This is a genomic window from Pseudoxanthomonas mexicana (genome assembly GCF_001556105.1).
In the GTDB taxonomy this organism is placed as follows: domain Bacteria; phylum Pseudomonadota; class Gammaproteobacteria; order Xanthomonadales; family Xanthomonadaceae; genus Pseudoxanthomonas_A; species Pseudoxanthomonas_A mexicana_A.
Genome location: NZ_LSIF01000027.1, coordinates 68,758 through 84,631, shown reverse-complemented (window position 1 = coordinate 84,631; position 15,874 = coordinate 68,758). Strand labels below are relative to the sequence as shown.

Annotated in this window: 20 protein-coding genes; 8 read left to right on the top strand and 12 right to left on the bottom strand. The window is 66.1% G+C overall.

From position 1 onward, the window contains the following. The first annotated feature begins 238 nt into the window (after positions 1 to 238). The 5 genes from AX730_RS18785 to AX730_RS04435 all read left to right on the top strand — a co-directional run bounded on the left by AX730_RS18785 (position 239) and on the right by AX730_RS04435 (position 4,512). Positions 239 to 1,225, top strand: a complete 987-nt coding sequence (locus AX730_RS18785; RefSeq protein ID WP_157074096.1) for a hypothetical protein — start codon at positions 239 to 241, stop codon at positions 1,223 to 1,225. Between the two features lie 26 nt (positions 1,226 to 1,251). Next, on the top strand, positions 1,252 to 2,634 hold the full coding sequence (locus tag AX730_RS04450) for a hypothetical protein (RefSeq protein ID WP_157074095.1): 1,383 nt from the start codon (positions 1,252 to 1,254) through the stop codon (positions 2,632 to 2,634). A gap of 47 nt (positions 2,635 to 2,681) precedes the next feature. After that, positions 2,682 to 3,242, top strand: a complete 561-nt coding sequence (locus AX730_RS19340; RefSeq protein ID WP_232310176.1) for a hypothetical protein — start codon at positions 2,682 to 2,684, stop codon at positions 3,240 to 3,242. A 231-nt stretch (positions 3,243 to 3,473) separates the two neighbouring features. Beyond that, positions 3,474 to 3,986, top strand: coding sequence for a hypothetical protein (locus AX730_RS04440; protein WP_157074094.1), 513 nt, complete (start codon positions 3,474 to 3,476; stop codon positions 3,984 to 3,986). Between the two features lie 163 nt (positions 3,987 to 4,149). After that, positions 4,150 to 4,512: a hypothetical protein gene (locus AX730_RS04435; protein ID WP_157074093.1), complete on the top strand. Its 363-nt coding sequence runs from the start codon at positions 4,150 to 4,152 to the stop codon at positions 4,510 to 4,512. 339 nt (positions 4,513 to 4,851) lie between these two features. Here AX730_RS04435 and AX730_RS04430 read toward each other — a convergent pair whose 3' ends face one another. Genes AX730_RS04430 through wrbA form a run of 4 tightly spaced genes read right to left on the bottom strand, consistent with a single transcriptional unit; the run spans position 4,852 to position 6,987 of the window. Further along, positions 4,852 to 5,337: an asparaginase domain-containing protein gene (locus AX730_RS04430; protein ID WP_062352524.1), complete on the bottom strand. Its 486-nt coding sequence runs from the start codon at positions 5,335 to 5,337 to the stop codon at positions 4,852 to 4,854. 20 nt (positions 5,338 to 5,357) lie between these two features. Continuing rightward, positions 5,358 to 6,062, bottom strand: coding sequence for a hypothetical protein (locus AX730_RS04425; RefSeq protein ID WP_062352521.1), 705 nt, complete (start codon positions 6,060 to 6,062; stop codon positions 5,358 to 5,360). Beyond that, positions 6,059 to 6,391, bottom strand: coding sequence for a DUF2069 domain-containing protein (locus AX730_RS04420; RefSeq protein WP_062352518.1), 333 nt, complete (start codon positions 6,389 to 6,391; stop codon positions 6,059 to 6,061). Before AX730_RS04420 ends, AX730_RS04425 begins: the two co-directional genes overlap by 4 nt. Beyond that, positions 6,391 to 6,987 carry an NAD(P)H:quinone oxidoreductase gene (gene wrbA / locus AX730_RS04415; protein ID WP_062352515.1) on the bottom strand — a complete coding sequence of 199 codons (597 nt, stop codon included), beginning with the start codon at positions 6,985 to 6,987 and terminating at the stop codon, positions 6,391 to 6,393. Before wrbA ends, AX730_RS04420 begins: the two co-directional genes overlap by 1 nt. 77 nt (positions 6,988 to 7,064) lie before the next feature. On the opposite strand from wrbA, the gene AX730_RS04410 reads away from it, so the two are divergent. The 3 genes from AX730_RS04410 to AX730_RS04400 are packed head-to-tail and all read left to right on the top strand — an operon-like array spanning position 7,065 to position 9,177. Continuing rightward, positions 7,065 to 8,342, top strand: coding sequence for a YihY family inner membrane protein (locus AX730_RS04410; protein WP_062352512.1), 1,278 nt, complete (start codon positions 7,065 to 7,067; stop codon positions 8,340 to 8,342). Next, positions 8,339 to 8,911 (top strand): TlpA family protein disulfide reductase, encoded by a 573-nt coding sequence (locus AX730_RS04405; protein ID WP_062352509.1) that lies wholly within the window; start codon positions 8,339 to 8,341, stop codon positions 8,909 to 8,911. Before AX730_RS04410 ends, AX730_RS04405 begins: the two co-directional genes overlap by 4 nt. Further along, entirely contained in the window at positions 8,911 to 9,177 is a 267-nt protein-coding gene (locus AX730_RS04400; RefSeq protein WP_062352506.1) for an acylphosphatase, read from the top strand. The genes AX730_RS04405 and AX730_RS04400 overlap by 1 nt, the downstream gene beginning before the upstream one ends. Before the next feature lie 4 nt (positions 9,178 to 9,181). On the opposite strand, the gene AX730_RS04395 is transcribed toward AX730_RS04400, so the two are convergent. Genes AX730_RS04395 through hemA form a run of 8 tightly spaced genes read right to left on the bottom strand, consistent with a single transcriptional unit; the run spans position 9,182 to position 15,806 of the window. Next, a complete protein-coding gene (locus AX730_RS04395) occupies positions 9,182 to 9,586 on the bottom strand; it encodes a hypothetical protein (RefSeq protein WP_062352504.1) in 405 nt (134 codons plus the stop codon). A gap of 3 nt (positions 9,587 to 9,589) precedes the next feature. Further along, positions 9,590 to 10,369 (bottom strand): polyphosphate kinase 2, encoded by a 780-nt coding sequence (gene ppk2 / locus AX730_RS04390; protein WP_062352501.1) that lies wholly within the window; start codon positions 10,367 to 10,369, stop codon positions 9,590 to 9,592. A gap of 27 nt (positions 10,370 to 10,396) precedes the next feature. Beyond that, positions 10,397 to 10,732, bottom strand: a complete 336-nt coding sequence (locus AX730_RS04385) for a helix-turn-helix domain-containing protein (RefSeq protein ID WP_062352498.1) — start codon at positions 10,730 to 10,732, stop codon at positions 10,397 to 10,399. 16 nt (positions 10,733 to 10,748) lie between these two features. Next, positions 10,749 to 11,267, bottom strand: coding sequence for a molybdenum cofactor biosynthesis protein B (moaB, locus tag AX730_RS04380; protein WP_062352495.1), 519 nt, complete (start codon positions 11,265 to 11,267; stop codon positions 10,749 to 10,751). 25 nt (positions 11,268 to 11,292) lie between these two features. After that, entirely contained in the window at positions 11,293 to 13,020 is a 1,728-nt protein-coding gene (locus tag AX730_RS04375; protein ID WP_062352492.1) for an O-linked N-acetylglucosamine transferase, SPINDLY family protein, read from the bottom strand. Beyond that, the gene (locus AX730_RS04370) at positions 13,017 to 13,466 is read right to left on the bottom strand and encodes a GNAT family N-acetyltransferase (RefSeq protein ID WP_062352489.1); all 450 of its coding nucleotides are present in this window, start codon (positions 13,464 to 13,466) and stop codon (positions 13,017 to 13,019) included. The genes AX730_RS04375 and AX730_RS04370 overlap by 4 nt, the downstream gene beginning before the upstream one ends. After that, a complete protein-coding gene (gene prfA / locus AX730_RS04365) occupies positions 13,463 to 14,548 on the bottom strand; it encodes a peptide chain release factor 1 (RefSeq protein ID WP_062352487.1) in 1,086 nt (361 codons plus the stop codon). Before prfA ends, AX730_RS04370 begins: the two co-directional genes overlap by 4 nt. Next, complete coding sequence (gene hemA, locus AX730_RS04360) at positions 14,526 to 15,806, bottom strand: glutamyl-tRNA reductase (RefSeq protein WP_062352484.1); 1,281 nt, start codon at positions 15,804 to 15,806, stop codon at positions 14,526 to 14,528. The genes prfA and hemA overlap by 23 nt, the downstream gene beginning before the upstream one ends. Positions 15,807 to 15,874: the final 68 nt, after the last annotated feature.

Here is a 15,874-nt window from a genome sequence, read left to right as displayed (position 1 = left end):
TGTGCAGGAAGAACCCCGGCCTCGGCCGGGGTTTTTCTTTGCTTGCATGCAAGGCCAGACAGGCACTCTAGGCAGGGGGTAATCGAGTCGATGAAAGTGACTGTATGCAGAAGGTGAGGGCTCGTGATCCATATAAATGCATTTCCCTTGCGAGCGGTGTAGACAGGCCACGTAGATCATTGGAAGAAGCGTGGGCATTCCATCGAAGGAATGTCGATTCCTAAAGGGAGGTTCTGGCATGGTGCTCAACACTTCGGCAGCAGTAACGAGTCTTGTGCTGGTCTCGCTGCTCGCAGCTTGCGCATCCCACTCAGGTGGAACTCAGTCTGGTACAAGGTTGTCGCAGACTTCAGTCGCCGCTGTAACCAGAACGACGAACGAATCCGCAGCTCCAAGGCTTATCGAAGAGCTGAAAATGGGGGCCGACTGCGGTTCGGGCGCGACTACCGATGCGCCGCTGGAGGACGTCGCCTGCAGTGGACACCTACCGGAACACTTCGCTTCGTTCCTTCGCAGAATCCCGCATCAACACCCATTCTTGTCTGGATATGAGAGAGAGCAGCTTTCGCGATCAAAGCACAGTTTCAAGGCCGTCGTGGGGTTGGGTGAGCGTCACGACATCCTCGCGGTGATCCACCATTACAGCCCGTTCTGGATCCGCTCCTTCGAAGGGCCGGATCCTGATGTAACTCTGTACCTGGTGTATGGGCCAGAGTGCGGATCGCCAAGATCCGGCGATAGCGGGTCAAGCGAAAACAGATGCCGCCCCGATAGCGCGTACCTGCGCGACTACACTCTGTATCGTGTGCAGAAGGATGGAATTCCGCGAGATGTAACATCCGAGATGGCGCCCCCTGCACCACATCTGGATAAAGAAGAGCGTCGCCGATATGGCCCGTATCTTCGAGGAGCCGGAGGGGCCGTGGATAGCGACATCCAGATGGATGTCAGTAGATTGGCGTATGTCCCAGTGTTGCGGTGGGTGCTTCGGCCCGCACAGGAGGGTGAATACATGCCTCCCAGCATGCCGAGCTCTGATCCCCGGGCATTCAAGGATTATTACCGGGGAACGGGAAGTGTTGCGCACTTCGGATTCCTGATCTGGAACGGGAGGCGCATGGAACTGCGCGAAACCGTTCCTTCGACGCTGTGGCCATGTCGATCATCGAATCCGCCGGTATGTGATCAGGGCTACGACAGTAGTGCTGATCGTTATCTCGACTGAGGACCAATGGCAGCCAGGAGGGCGGCATGACGAATCCACATCCAACCAACGCCACGGATATCGATATCCGTGCAACCGCTGATCGGATCATTGGCCATCTAAGGCAAGGGCAGAATGTAGAGGCATTTCAAATGCTCGAACGAGAGCGCGCTGAAGAGCGCGCCGTAGTGCAGGAAGCGCTGGATCGTTACGTCGTGGCAGGAGCGCGCAACGAGCTCTCTCGGGTGGACGGGGCGGGGATGCCGGACGCTGGCCATTCGTTGGAGCGTCTACGCCAGGCCGGAGGGCCTCCTCGTATTCCAGAGTACAACCGGCTCGATGCCGGCGCGCCCAACGAACTGATTGGCTTGACGGCTAGCCAGAAGTACGACGTATACGCCAGCATGGTGGAGTCACGGGGCAGCGATGCCGTGATCGGTGCGATACGTGGACATGAGAGCGTGATACTTGGTTTGCGGAGGGAGACGTCGACGGTTGCGTCCATGGACGATCCGAGAATACCTGGTGCGGGGGAGGCCGAACTACACCGCGGCACGGGGGTATACGACGACCACATCGTTGTTCTACGCAGGGACGCGGAAGGTGGTCGTCATCTGTTCATCGCAGATCGTGCTAACACGGAGCCAACCGCGCAGTACGACGCCCATGCGCGGCCGGCGCCGGGCAGAGAAGCTACACCCTATGCCGATGTGGTGTGGCGACGCTCTGAAGGTGAGCGAGCAGATGGCGATACGACCCCGGACTTGGGTCGGATGGCCGAAGGAACGTTCGAGATGCTCAGGACCACGCATCCGGCACGGGAGGTTCGCAACGATTTCTCGCTGCGGCCAACGCCAGAGCAGGCGAGCGCGCCGAGGAACGCGAGCCTCATTCAGCGCGACACCAATGGCGATGGGTGGTTCACACAAGGCGACATCGATGGTGTCCAGTCGTTGAACGACTCGTTCAAGATCCATGCTGGATCTCGGTACAACACGGATTCGGCGGGGTGTCAGACAATACATCGCGATGATTACGACGACTTCATCCGCGCGGTCCGTGCTAATGAACGCCAGGATCGCTGGCAGTATGTCCTCACATCGACCGAGGGCGGTCTGTTTCATGACGTAAACCGGGGCAACGAGCAGGGAGTGCAACCACAAAGACTCCAGCCTCAGCAGAGACCGGTCGTTCCGGCTGAGGAGCGGCAGCAGAGGCAGCTTCCTGAAGTGGGCTCCCTGAACGACCTTCCGATAGACCGCTATTTGATCGCAGCGTTATCCGGCGACAGCGCCTCGGCTGATCGTGCGGCAACGGAGTTTGCGCGATCGGCAGAAGGTCGGAAGATTGAGGCGCAGGGAGAGGCCTGGCGTTCGCAGCACCAGATTGCCGAGCAGGCCCAATCGCAGGATCGGCAGATGGCTCGCTAGTCCAACATTGAAGATGCGCGCAAGGCTGTCGATTACAAGGAGGTGTCATGGAAGACGTCAATGCAGCATCAGCTGCTACTTCGGCGGAAGCAATCAAAGTCCTGATGATGCTGCGCGCCGAGATGGTGCAGCGCGAGGCGCGCATGAGCGCGGCGATCGCGGAACAGGTGCAGTCGCTTCGGCAGGAAGTCGGCCAGTTCCGGCGTGATGTCGCTGCCATCGTGGAGGGCGCCGGTACGCGGGTCGCGGAGGATGCCCGAGAGGCGGTGCGGCCTGTCACGACAGAGTACAGTCATGCGGTGTCCGCGACGTCCGCGCGGCTGCACGGGGCAGGGAGACTGGTGTGGACGTGGTTCGGTACCGCAATGGTGATTCTGGTGCTGATCCTCTTCGTCGCGTGGACGGTGCTCGGCTACTACCGGCGCGAGCTGGCGGCCACGAAAGAGGAGCTTCAGCGCTATGAAGATGCCGTACCGGTCGTCCAGGCGTTCTATGCTTCAGATGCGGTGATCTGCGGGAGCGTCATCTGCGCCAACGTCGATCCGAGCGGATCGCGTGCCGGTGACAGGGGTCAGTACCGTGCGGCCAGATACAGGTCTCAGCGCTAAGAGGTAAGTTGGGGCTCGCCCACGAGACGATGTTGGGCATCGCTTCGCTCACCCTAACCTACGGTGCTGCACCGCGCCGATGGCGTAGCCGATGTTGAACGCCGCGTCCGAGCCGCGAAAGCGGGCCGGGGTAACGGTCCGATTCAACGCGGCTGGCGCCCCGCCGGACTAGTCTTGTACCGTGCTCGGCACGCCGATGGCGGGGAGCCCTGAGCGGACATGCACGTGCCATTGACCGAGTTCGCCGCCGACCTCGATCTCTCCGCCTTGCCCGGAGCGACGATAGACGCCTACGCCCAGCATGAGGGCTACTGGCATCTGGTCATCGCCTTGCGCACGTCCGTGGGTGCGCCGTTCCTCTTCACCACCGGGGAGCGTTCGGCCGGTTTCCGGTTTGAGGTCTTCCCGATCGGTGTGCGCCGCGGCGAGCCAGTGGAGTGCCCCTGGCGCTCGCTGGCTCGCCCCTTCGTCATCCAGAAAGCGACGCCACTCTGGAGAGTCGAATGGACAGTGCGGGGCGCGCAGGGGCCGACGATCGGGTCTGATCCGTATACCCATTTCGCAGGGCGGGGACCGGCGTCCGATCAGGCGGCGGTCCGCGCGCGCGTCCTGGCGGGCGTGTTGCTCCAGAGCGAATCCGGCGAGGGGATCGTCGTCGCGGCATCGGACTCCGCGCCATTCAATGTCGATATCTTTCTGCCTGCCGAGGTGAACATGGCGTTGGAACGCTTCGAGCCGGTCTAGCGGGTAGCGTTAGCTTGAGTTCGAGGATGCGGCGTGCTGCTCCCTGATCTACGGCGCCTAGAGGCCTTGCAAGGATGGCGATGTCGGGGCTCGCATCGCTCTCCAGCAGGGAATTCTGCGATCCCAATCAGATCGGCCTTCTCAGCTCAAGGTGTTCAAGCTGATGAGCTATACGGGAAATCGCTTGGAGGTTGGCGCTGAGGTGTTGTCGCTTGATATTCTGAGCTTGGGTCGTGCCAGGGATCTGGTCGAACTGCCGCGGCTTGGCTCGGTGAGATGCATGGATATGTCCTTCGTCGGAAAAAACGTCTTCGACTATCAGAGCATTCCCGAAGACGTCGAGGAGTTGGTCATCGATTCGTGTGCTCCGGTCCAGGACTGGCGATTCCTCGAAGGGAAGACGCGTCTACGACGTCTGTTCATCGACAGGACGAAGTTCATTGCTCCGGACGACCGTGCAGCGAAGTGCATGGCGGCGGTCGAACACGTCCACATTCCTTCCTTGCGGATATCCAGGGAGCTCTGATGGTCATGGGGTGGTGCCATACTCTGGCGCCGTCCCAGAGATCGACCCACCGCGATGACATGCGGGCTGGAGAGGATCGAGCCTGCCGATGTGTTATTCACCACGTCTATGTAAAGGCGATGCGTGATCCACATCGATTTCAGCATTTTCTGCGCGGACGACTCGTATGGACACGCGAACGGAAAGGTCGGTGTGCCAGCTTCCGCGAAGCCGGGCAATCGATCTCGCCCGCCTGATTCCTTTCCATGGAATAGGGGTCAGATACCAATTCCCTGCTTCATAAAGCACAAGGCCCGCATCAGCGGGCCTTGTCGTTACTGGAGCCAGGAAGCGTGTGCCTCACACCGCTTCGAACCGATTTTCTGCCACGTTCTTCCTGACCTTCGCCGGATCCCAGATCCGTCCGTTCATGGCGATGTACACGCCGGTGGGCAGCGACTGCACGGCACCGATGGCGCAGCCGATGTTGAACTCGGCGTCCGAGCCGCGGAAGCGGGCTGGGCTGAGCGCACCCGTCATCACGATGGTCTTGTCCGGGATGGCCGCCAGCACGTGGCCGGTCTGCACCATGCTGTCGGTGCCGTGCGTCACCAGCACGTGCTTCGTCGGCTGCGCGGCGATGGTCGCGCGGACCAGCTCGCGGTCCTCGTCGGTGATGTGCAGCGAATCCTTGCGCAGGATCGGGATGACCGTGAAACGGAACGTCACCCCCAGCTCGCGCAGGATCATGCCGATCTGCGGATCGCCGATCTGGTAATCGGACTTGTCGTCGAAGTAGATCTTGTCGATCGTGCCACCGGTGGTGACGATCAGCAGCTCGTCCATCTCAAGGCTCCTGCCGGCGCTCACGGCGCGCCTGGCGTTGTATCGGGGGAAGTCAGCTCGTAGGCCTCGCCGTAGTGCTCGCAGATCCGTTCCAGCGCGCGCGAAGGCGGGGCCACCACCTGCGAATTATCGCCGCTTTGGCGCAGGAACGTGCACACCACGCCGTCGACGGTGTCGGCATCGCCACTGGCGCTGACCTGCACCATCAGGTCCATGGTGTCGTACTCCAGCGGCAGCGCGTGCGGTGCATCCAGCTGCCACAGGTGGAACTCCCAGCTGCAGCAGCTGCTGCGTCCGGCTTCCACCAGCCAGCCGTCGATGACCTGCAATTCGTAATAGCCGCCGCTGAAGAAGTGGCGCAACGTCATCGTGCCGGGATCGATCCGGTAGACCTCGCCTTCGCAGTTCGGCCCCGCGCCGCACATGCCGCGGATCTCGACCTCGTGCATGCCGTCCTGGTCGAGGTCCACCAGCTGGGCACGCCCCATGGTGTTGTAGACGACCTCCTGCGTGACCTCCAGCCGATCGCACGTGCGTCCACCTTCGCAGGTGAGCGTGGCGACATAACGCCGCAGCGCGGGCGTGGCGCAGTCGGTCTGTACGGTCAGCACGCTGCCGTCGCGGTTCTCCGCGCGGACGGCGTCCTGCGGCTCGCAGGTCGCTTCTTCGGCCGACGCGTACGGCGACAGCAGGCCGAGCAACAGTACGAGCGCGAAGCGCTTCACGGCTTCTTGCCGAACCGCTTGGCGAAGGCGGGCCAGCTGGTCGCCAGCACGATGCCGATGGACAGCACGATGCCGGCCCAGGCGAACTTCGCCTTCACCGGATCGGCCCACGCCACCATCACCGCGTGCGAAAACCAGAACAGCGCCAGCACGCCGGCCCAGAACGCCGCCGTGCGCCGCCGCGCCATCACGCCGATCATCAGCACGATCGGTGGCAGGCTGAAGACCAGCAGCGCGAGGGTGTACTGGCGGTCGCCGTAGAACCACGCGGCGTACAGGATGGCCAGCAGTTGCAGCAGGCCGGCGAGCAGCAGGCGCGAGCGGTCCATCAGCGCGGCTCCAGGCGGCGGGCGATGTCGGCCACGCGACGACCGAGCGCGCGGGCGAGTGCGGCTTCCTCGTCGCTGGGCTGCGGATCGTCTTCGCCCCCGGCCACGTGGCTGGCGCCGTACGGCGTGCCACCGGTGCGCGTGGTGCTGAGCTGCGGTTCGGTGAAGGGAATGCCGACGATCACGCAGCCGTGGTGCAGCAGCGGCACCTGCATCGACAGCAGGGTGGATTCCTGCCCGCCATGCTGCGTGGCGGTGGAGGTGAACACCGCTGCCGGCTTGCCGACCAGCGTGCCGCTGGCCCATTCCGCACCCAGGCCATCGATGAAGTGCTTGACCGGTGCGGCCATGTTGCCGAAACGGGTGGGGCTGCCGAGGATCAGGCCGCTGCATTCGGCCAGGTCCTGCCGGTCCACGTACGGCGCGCCGTCCTCCGGCACTGGCGGCGCGGCCTGCTGGGTCACTGCGGCGACGGGCGGCACCGTGCGCAGGCGCGCGGACATGCCATCCACTTCGCCCACGCCGCGCGCGATCTGCCGTGCGAGCCGCGCCACGGACCCGCCGCGGCTGTAGTAGAGCACCAGGATCTCGGGCATCGGGCCATCTTCATTGCGTGGAAGGCCCCTAGTATCGGCGATGTCGGTCCCGTGACGCATCGGTTACCCTTCCGCCCATGGAGCCATTGGACTCGTTGAACCGCTGGACCGAACGCATGCGCGACCGCGCACGCATGGGCACGTTCTTCCGTTTCCTGGCCAAGCGCTTCTTCGACGACCGCCTGTTCCAGGCCGCCGGCTCGCTGGCCTACACCACCCTGTTCGCGCTGGTGCCGCTGGCGATGGTGGTGTTCGGCGTGCTGTCCGCGTTCCCGGTGTTCCAGGAGTGGAGCGCGTCGTTGCGCGACTACATCTTCGCCAACTTCCTGCCCGGCGCGGCCGTGAGCCTGAAGGAAAAGCTGGACGGCTTCCTCGCCAACACCGGCAAGCTGACCGCGGTGGGCGTGATCGCGCTGATGGTGTCGCTGCTGATCACGCTCAACAGCATCGAGGCCACGTTCAACCGCATCTGGCGCGTGCGCAGCGCACGGCCCAAGCTGTCGCGCTTCCTCGTCTACTGGACCGTGCTGACGCTGGGTGCGCTGATGGCGGCGGCATCGTTGGCACTCTCCGCGCGCTTCTATGCGCTGCCGGTGTTCGCGACCAGCGGCGGCAAATGGCTGCAGGCGCTGTCGTTGAGCGTGGCACCGGTGCTGATCCAGCTCGCGGCCATCGTGGTGATCTACCGCGTGGTGCCACACCGGACCATCAAGTGGCGCTACGCGGTGGCGGGTGCCTTGCTGGCGACCGTGCTGCTGGAGCTGGCGAAGTGGGGCCTCGGCCTCTACCTGGGCAGCTTCAACACCTACGAGAAGATCTACGGCGCGGTGGCGGCGGCGCCGATCCTGCTGCTGTGGATCTTCCTGTGCTGGGTGGCCGTACTGCTCGGCGCATCGCTTGCATCGGGCATGGCGGCGTTCCGTTACCAGCCCATCGCGCTGCGGTTGCCGCTGGGCTACGAGATCTACGGCCTGCTGCGCATGCTGGGCCGCTTCTCGCAGGCGCGGGCGCAGGGACGCGGCCTGCACAGCGACCAGATCCTGGCGATGGAGCCAATGCTGACCGATTCGCTGATCCAGCAGATGCTGGGCCAGCTGTCCGAGATCAACCTGCTGCGTCGCGACGAGGAAGGCGAGTGGCTGCTGTCGCGCGATCTGGACGACCTGACGCTGTGCGACCTGTACGAAGCCTGCCAGCTGCGCATTCCCGTGGCGGAAGCGCACCTGCCTTTCCATGACGATGCGCTGGGCCGCGCCGCGCGCATCGCGCTCGACGACCTGCGCGTGCCGTTGCGCGAACTGTTGAAAAAGCGCGTCAGCGACCTGTTCGTCGAATCCAACCAGGAGCCTGCATGAAGTCCGTTTCCTCCCTGTCGCTGGCCACCGTGTTGTTGCTGGCGGCCTGCAATGCCGGTTCGTCGCCGTCGGAAGCGGCGTCGCCCGCGATCGAGGCGCACGTGCAGGCGGTGGACCCCGCGACCCAGAAGGCAGCGGATCGCACCGTCGCGGTGCCGACGCTGCAGGTGAAGACGCTGGACGGCGCCGACTACGCGCTGGCCGACCGGCGGGGGAAGTGGGTGGTGGTGAACTTCTGGGCGACGTGGTGCGCGCCCTGCCTGAAGGAAATGCCGGACCTGTCCGCGCTGGACAGGGACAACGACCACATCGAAGTGATCGGGCTGGCGTACGAGGAAATCGAGGCCGACGAACTGAAGGCCTTCCTGGCAGAACGGCCGGTCGTGTATCCGATCGCCATCCTCGATGTCTACAACCCGCCCGCCGATTTCGCCACGCCGCGCGGACTGCCGCTGACCTACCTGATCGCGCCGGATGGCAAGGTCGCCAAACAGTTCCTCGGCCCGGTGACGGGCAAGGAGATCGAGGCCGTCATCGCCGCCGCAGGCGGTCCAGCCGCAAAAGCCTGATGGCGGCGGCGCATTTCCTCGTCAGCGGCAAGGTGCAGGGCGTGTTCTTCCGTGCCTCGACGCGCGAGCGCGCGATGGATCTCGGATTGTCCGGCCGTGCCACCAACCTGCCGGATGGCCGTGTCGACGTGATCGCCGAGGGCGATGCCGCCGCGCTCGATGCACTGCAGGCGTGGCTTCATGAAGGACCCGCCGCGGCGCAGGTCGACTCGGTCGTGCGCGAGGCATGGACGGGGCCGGTGAACGAGGGCTTCGTCACCGGGTGATGCGCTAGCGTGGCTGGCCTGCGTCGTGCAGGCGCACCGCGCGTGCGGCCTGTTCCTCATCCAGGGGCGGCGAACGCGCGACCACCGCCTGCCTCGGTTCCTTCCACCCGGGGATCTTGCGCACGCCTTTCTGCACCTGTTGTGCGGCGAGGCCGACCAGGACGGGGACGATGCCGCCATTCTTGCCCAACTGCTCCAGGCTGGTCGGTTCCTTCCAACGGTTGCCGAAGGCCGAGGGCTCGACCTCGATCGGGTTCTCGAAGCGATAGAGATCCAGCACTTCCTCCGGATCCGGCCGGACGACGAGCGTGTCCATCGTGGTGGCGGACGTACCCTCGGGCGGCGTGGCGTCCTGCGCCATCGCCGGCGCGGCGACCAGCCACAGGGTGGCCATGAGCGGCAGGCGCATCGCTCAGCCGCCGCGCGGCGGCTTGATCGGCTTCACGACGCCGTAGCGTTCCTTGTGCAGTTTGACCTTCAGCGGCGGCAGGCCCAGCGGCTCCAGCGGCACCTGCGTATCCGGCAGGCGGTCCAGCAGGTCGCGGATCAGGGTCAGGCGCCCGGCGCGCTGGTCGTTGAAATCCACCAGCGTCCACGGCGCATCCGCGGTATGCGTGGCCTTGAGCATGGCTTCGCGCGCGGCGGTGTATTCGGCGTACTTCTCGCGTGCCTTGAGATCGATCGGCGACAGCTTCCAGCTCTTCAGCGGTTCTTTCGCGCGCTCGGCGAAGCGCTCTTCCTGCTGCGCCTGGTCCACGCACAGCCAGTACTTGAACAGCAGGATGCCGTCGTCGGTGATGCCGCGCTCGAACACCGGTGCCTGCTGCAGGAAGCGCGTGTACTGGTCGTCGCTGCAGTAGCCCATGACCTTCTCGACGCCGGCGCGGTTGTACCAGCTGCGGTCGAACAGCACGATCTCGCCTGCCGCCGGCAGGTGCGAGATGTAGCGCTGGAAATACCACTGCGTCGCTTCACGCTCGCTCGGTTTTGGCAGGGCCACCACGCGGCACTGGCGCGGGTTGAGGTGTTCGGTGATCGCCCCGATCGCACCGCCCTTGCCGGCGGTGTCGCGGCCTTCCATCACCAGCACGATGCGGGCACCGCAGTGCGATGCCCAGCGCGCCATCGCCGCGAGTTCCAGTTGCAGCGGCTTGAGGCGGGCTTCGTAATCCTTGCGCTTGAGGGGTTTCATCGCGGGTCCTGTGCGGGGGGAAGGGGATCAGCGTTTGCGGCGTGGCTGTCCGGCCATGCTGCGGGCGACTTCCAGCAGCGCGCCCTGCTGGCGGGTGTTGAGCGCTCGGTACGCCGCGAGCAGATCGTGCTCGCCCTGCGTGCGCGCAGGGTCCAGCGTCGTCGCCAGTTCCGACAGCAGCGCACCGGCCGGTACGCCGAATGCGCGCGCGAGCGCGGTGAGCTGTTCGCCGCCGGGCAACTTGTCGCCGGCGAGCCAGGACTTCACCGTGGATACGCCGGCGCGCGGGATGGCGGCGGCGAGGTCGGCGGCGGTCAGGCCACTGGCCTTGGCGAGCAATCGGAGGGTGGCATCGAGGGACATCGCAAACGCTCCTGGCTCATTCCTTCAAGCGGGGACGCAGCGTCGCCAGGTTGCAGGGGCGCGTGCGGGCATCGAGCTGGGCGCGGATGATCTTGTCCCACGCCGTGCGGCAGGCCGAGGTGGAGCCCGGCAGGCAGAAAATGAAGGTCTGGTTGGCCAGGCCGGCGAACGCACGCGACTGCAGCGATGACGTGCCGATCTCGTCGACGCTGACATGCCGGAACAGTTCGCCGAAGCCGGGCATTTCCTTGTCCAGCAGCGGTATCAGCGCTTCGGGCGTGGAATCGCGGCCGGTGAAGCCGGTGCCGCCGGTGACGAGGATGCCGTCGACGGCGGGATCGGCGATCCACTGCGAGACCTGCGCGCGCAGGCGATAACGGTCGTCGGGCAGCAGCGCGCGGTCGTGCAGGTGGTGGCCGTCCTGTGCGAGCGCCTCGACGAGGTAATCGCCCGAGCGGTCCTCGGCGAGCGTGCGGCTGTCCGACACGGTCAGTACGCAGAGGTGCAACGGGATCAAGACGTCGGCATGGCTCATGCCCGCAGGGTAGCGCAATCGCGGGTCAGCCGAGCGACGCGGGCGGCAGGCCCTTGCGGTGCCGGTCAGCCATGCGTCGGGCCACGTCGATGAAGCCCTCCGCGAACCGGGGCATGTCGAACAGCGGTGCGCTCGCGATCGCCGCCTGCAGGCGCGCACGCAAGGCCATGCGCGCGTCGGCATCGCGGCCCAGTCGGATGGCGGCGGCGACGAAGGCGTCGTCGTCGGCCATGTTCATGTCGTCCAGGCCCAGATGGTGGTTGAGGCTGCCGGCGACGCGCGCAGCGAACGTGGTGCCCGGACAGGTCAGCACCGCCGCGCCCGCCCACAGCGCATCGGAAGCGGTGGTGTGCGCGTTGTAGGGCTGCGTGTCGAGGAACAGGTCGACGTGCCGGTAGCGCGCCATGTACTCCGCATGCGGCAGCTTGCGCATGAACACCAGCCGCGCCGGATCCACACCGTGCGCTTGCGCCGCTGCGCGCAGGCGTTCGTCGGCGCGACCCGGTCCGGACAGCAGCCACAGCACGCTGCCATTGACCTGGAGGAGCACGTCGAACATCCGCGTCATGCTGCACGGATTCAATTTGTAGCTGTTGTTGAAGCAGGCATAGACCATGCCGGTATCGGGAAGGCCGCATTCCGCGCGCGAGGGCGGCGTGTCGACCGCGCGTCGCGTGTCCGAGGGCTGGAACGCGCCGGGCAGCCAGGCGACGGCTTCGCTGTACGACGGCGCCAGTGTGTCGGGCAGGGTGAAACGATCGGCCAGTACGTAGTCGATCCACGGCGCACCGGAGGTGCCGGGGTAGGCCAGCCAGTTCACCTGCACCGGCGCGGGCCGCATCGCCAGCACTTCCGGGGTGCCGCCGCCGCCCCAGCCGCGCAGGTCGTACAGCACGTCGATGCGCTGGCCGCGGATCGCCTGCGCGACGCGCGCATGCGGCTGCCCGGAGAGGTCGTGCAGCTGCGTAGCAGACGCTAGCCGCTGCCGGATGGGGCTGCCGTCGTCGGGCGTGAGGGCGAACAGGTGCGCGGCCACGGGAGCATGAGCCTGCAACGCTTCGAAGAACGCTACGGTCAGCAGGCCGGTCGGATGCGCGCCGAAGCCGTTGGACAGGAAGCCCAGGCGCAGCGGCGCGTCGGCCTGCGCCGGCGAGGCAGGCGGCAACGGTCGGATCACCGCGGCCAGCGCCTGCGCACGCTGGCGCGCACAGGCGAGCTGTTCCTGCGCGTCGGCTTCTTCGCTGAGGAAGGCGAACGGCTCGACGACACCGGTCCCGTCGCGCACGGCGCGTCGCACCTGCGCCGACAGTGCGTCCAGGTCACGCCAGTCGCAGAGCTTGCGGCGCCAGTTCAGCAGATGGGCGGCGAACATCGGTTCGCCTGGCACCAGCCGGTACGCGTGTTCGTAAGCTTGCGCGGCGGCTTCGGCTTCGCCGGCGTCTTCCAGCGCATGGCCCAGCCACAGCGCGATGCCGGGATGCTGCGGCGCCTGTGCGGCGGCTTCGGTCAGCGCCTGCGCCGCCTGCACGTGCCGGCCAGACAACCAATGGCTGCGGCCGAGCCGTGCAAGGGCTTCCGGATGACCGGGCCGGAGCGTCAGCGCGCGCTGGGCGGCGCGCAATCCGGCATCGGCATCGCCATGATCGAGCTCGGCATCCGACAGCATCACCCATGCGATGAAATCCTGCGGCTGCTGCGCGACGGCATGGCGCAGGCGATCACGCTCGCTCGACATGCCGGGCGGCGCCGTCATCGCAACGGGAGGCGGAAGCGCAGCGTGCCGTCGTACGGCACCCAGCCCATACCGCGGTACAGCGCCTGCGCGGTGGCGTTGTCGTGGTCGGTTTCCAGTTCCAGCCGCAGCGCACCGTCCGCGCGGGCAAAATCGGCAGCCGCCGTCAGCAGGGCGCGGGCGACGCCGCGGCGTCGTGCCACCGGTAGCACCAGCAGGTCGTTGAGGATCCACGTGCGGGTGGCGCTGACCGACGAGAAGCCGGGAAAAAGCTGGGTAAAGCCGGCTACCGTACCATCGACGGACGCGAGCAGGATCACCGACTCGTCGCGCCCGAGGCGGGCTTCGATGAAGTCGCGCGCGAGTGCGGGGTCCGACGGCTTGCCGTAGAAGACGCGATACAGGTCGAACAACGGCGCGATCAGATCAAGGTCGCCGTTCCCGGCGCGTCGGATCTCGATGCTCATGCGGCCTCCGTCAAGCGTGCCAGTTCATCGGCCAAATGTTCGCGGCCGAGGCGGTCGATCAGTTCGTCCAGGTTGCCCTGGATGATGTTGGGCAGGTCGTACAGCGTGAGGCCGTCGACGCGGTGGTCGGTGATGCGGCCCTGCGGGAAGTTGTAGGTGCGGATGCGCTGGCTGCGGTCGCCACTGCCGACCTGCAGCTTGCGTGTTTCCGCCTGCGCCGCCTGCTGCTTGCTGCGTTCGGCATCGAGCAGCTGCGCCTTCAGCCGCTTCATCGCCTTGTCGCGGTTGGCGTGCTGGCTGCGCTCGGTCTGGCATTCCACCACCACGCCACTCGGCACATGGGTGATGCGGATCGCCGATTCGGTCTTGTTGACGTGCTGGCCGCCCGCGCCCGACGAACGGAACGTGTCCACCCTCAGGTCGGCCGGGTTGATGACGATGTCATCCACTTCATCCACGTCGGGAATGATCGCGACCGTCGCCGCCGAGGTGTGGATGCGGCCCTGCGATTCGGTTTCCGGCACGCGCTGCACGCGGTGGGTGCCCGATTCGAACTTGAGCTTGGAATAGGCACCGCGACCGACGACGCGCGCCACGACTTCCTTGTAGCCGCCATGCTCGCCGGGGCTGTCGGATTCGATCTCGACCTTCCAGCCCTGGCGTTCCGCAAAACGCGCATACATGCGAAACAGGTCGCCGGCGAAGATCGCGGCTTCGTCGCCGCCGGTGCCGGCGCGCACTTCGAGGAACAGGTTGCCTTCGTCGCGGTTGTCCTTGGGCAGCAGCAACAGCATCAGTTCGTCGTCCAGCTGCGCGAGGCGCTGCTGGGCGGCGGTGATCTCCTCGTCCGCCAGCTCGGCCAGTTCCGGGTCGTCGCGCATCGCCTGCGCGGCGGCCAGGTCGGCTTGCGCGCGCTTTTCCTCCGCCATCGCGGTGGCGACGGGCTCCAATTGGGAGAACTCCCGCGAGAAACTGCGGAAACGGTCGCCGTCGCCGATCACACCGGGATCGGCGAGCAGGCGTTCCAGTTCTTCCCGGCGCTCGGCCAACGCTTCGAGCTTACGGCGCAGCGTCGGCGTCATCGTCTTTCTTCAGATGGGAGTAGGGCGGCTGCGCGGGAAACAGGCGGTCGGCCGCCCGTGCCAGGTCGGCATCGCCCGTCATTGCCGCCTCGCGCAGCGCCGCGGTGGGTGGATGCAACAGGCGGTTGGTCAGCGTGTGGGCGAGGAATTCGAGCACCTGCTCCGGTTCGCGGCCATTGGCCAGTTGCTGGCGCGCACGTGCCAGCACGTCTTCGCGGGTGGATTCGCCGAGCGCACGCAGGCGTTTGAGCGGTTCCTGGCGCGAGCCGGCCTGCAGGTTCTCCATGAAACGACCGACCTGCACGTCGATGATGGCTTCCGCGGCATCGGCGGCTTCGCGCCGACCGCGACGGTTGTCTTCGACCGCGCGCTCCAGGTCGTCGACGGTATAGAGGTAGGCGTCGCGCAGGTCGGCGACGGACGCCTCGATGTCGCGCGGCACCGCCAGGTCGAACAGCAGCATCGGCTTGTGCCTGCGTTTGGCCAGCGCGGCGGCGACCTGCGCATGCAGCACCACCGGTTCGCGCGCGGCGGTGGCGGAGAACACCACGTCGGCTTCGGCCAGGTGGCGCTCCAGTTCGGCCAGCGGCAGCGCGTAGCCGCCATGGCGGCTCGCCAGTTCCTGCGCGTGCGCCAGCGTGCGGTTGGCGATCAGCAGCCGGCGCACCTTGCCTTCGCTCAGGTGCTTGGCCGCCAGTTCGATGGTTTCGCCGGCACCGACCAGCAGCACGGTGGAATCGCTGAGGCGGGCGAAGGAGTTCTGCGCCAGGCGCACCGCGGTGGAAGCGACGGAGACCGGGTTCGCGCCGACGCGCGTATCGGTGCGTGCGCGTTTGGCGACGGCGAAGGTCTGCTGGAACAGGCGGTCGAGGCGGTTGCCCAGCGCGCCGTGCTCGCGGGCCGTGGCCCAGGCATCCTTCACCTGGCCGAGGATCTGCGGCTCACCCAGCACCATCGAGTCCAGCCCGGTAGCGACGCGGAACAGGTGGCGGACGGCGTCCGCATCACGATGGCGGTACAGATAGCCCTCGAGGCCCTCGGCATGGGTAGCCAGCCAGCTCGCCAGCACGTCGCCGTCCTCGGCCACCGCGTACAGCTCGGTGCGGTTGCAGGTCGACAGCAGCGCGGCCTCGACCACGTCGGGCAGCGCGCGCAGCGACGACAACGCATGCGGCACCGTGCCGGCGTCGAACGCCACGCGTTCGCGCAGGTCGACCGGCGCGGTCTGGTGGTTCAATCCGAGGACCCACAACGTCATCGTTCAGGCGCTTGCAGTAAGCTGCTGGCTCATATCAGGGCCGCCATTTTACGGCCGACGTGACGTTC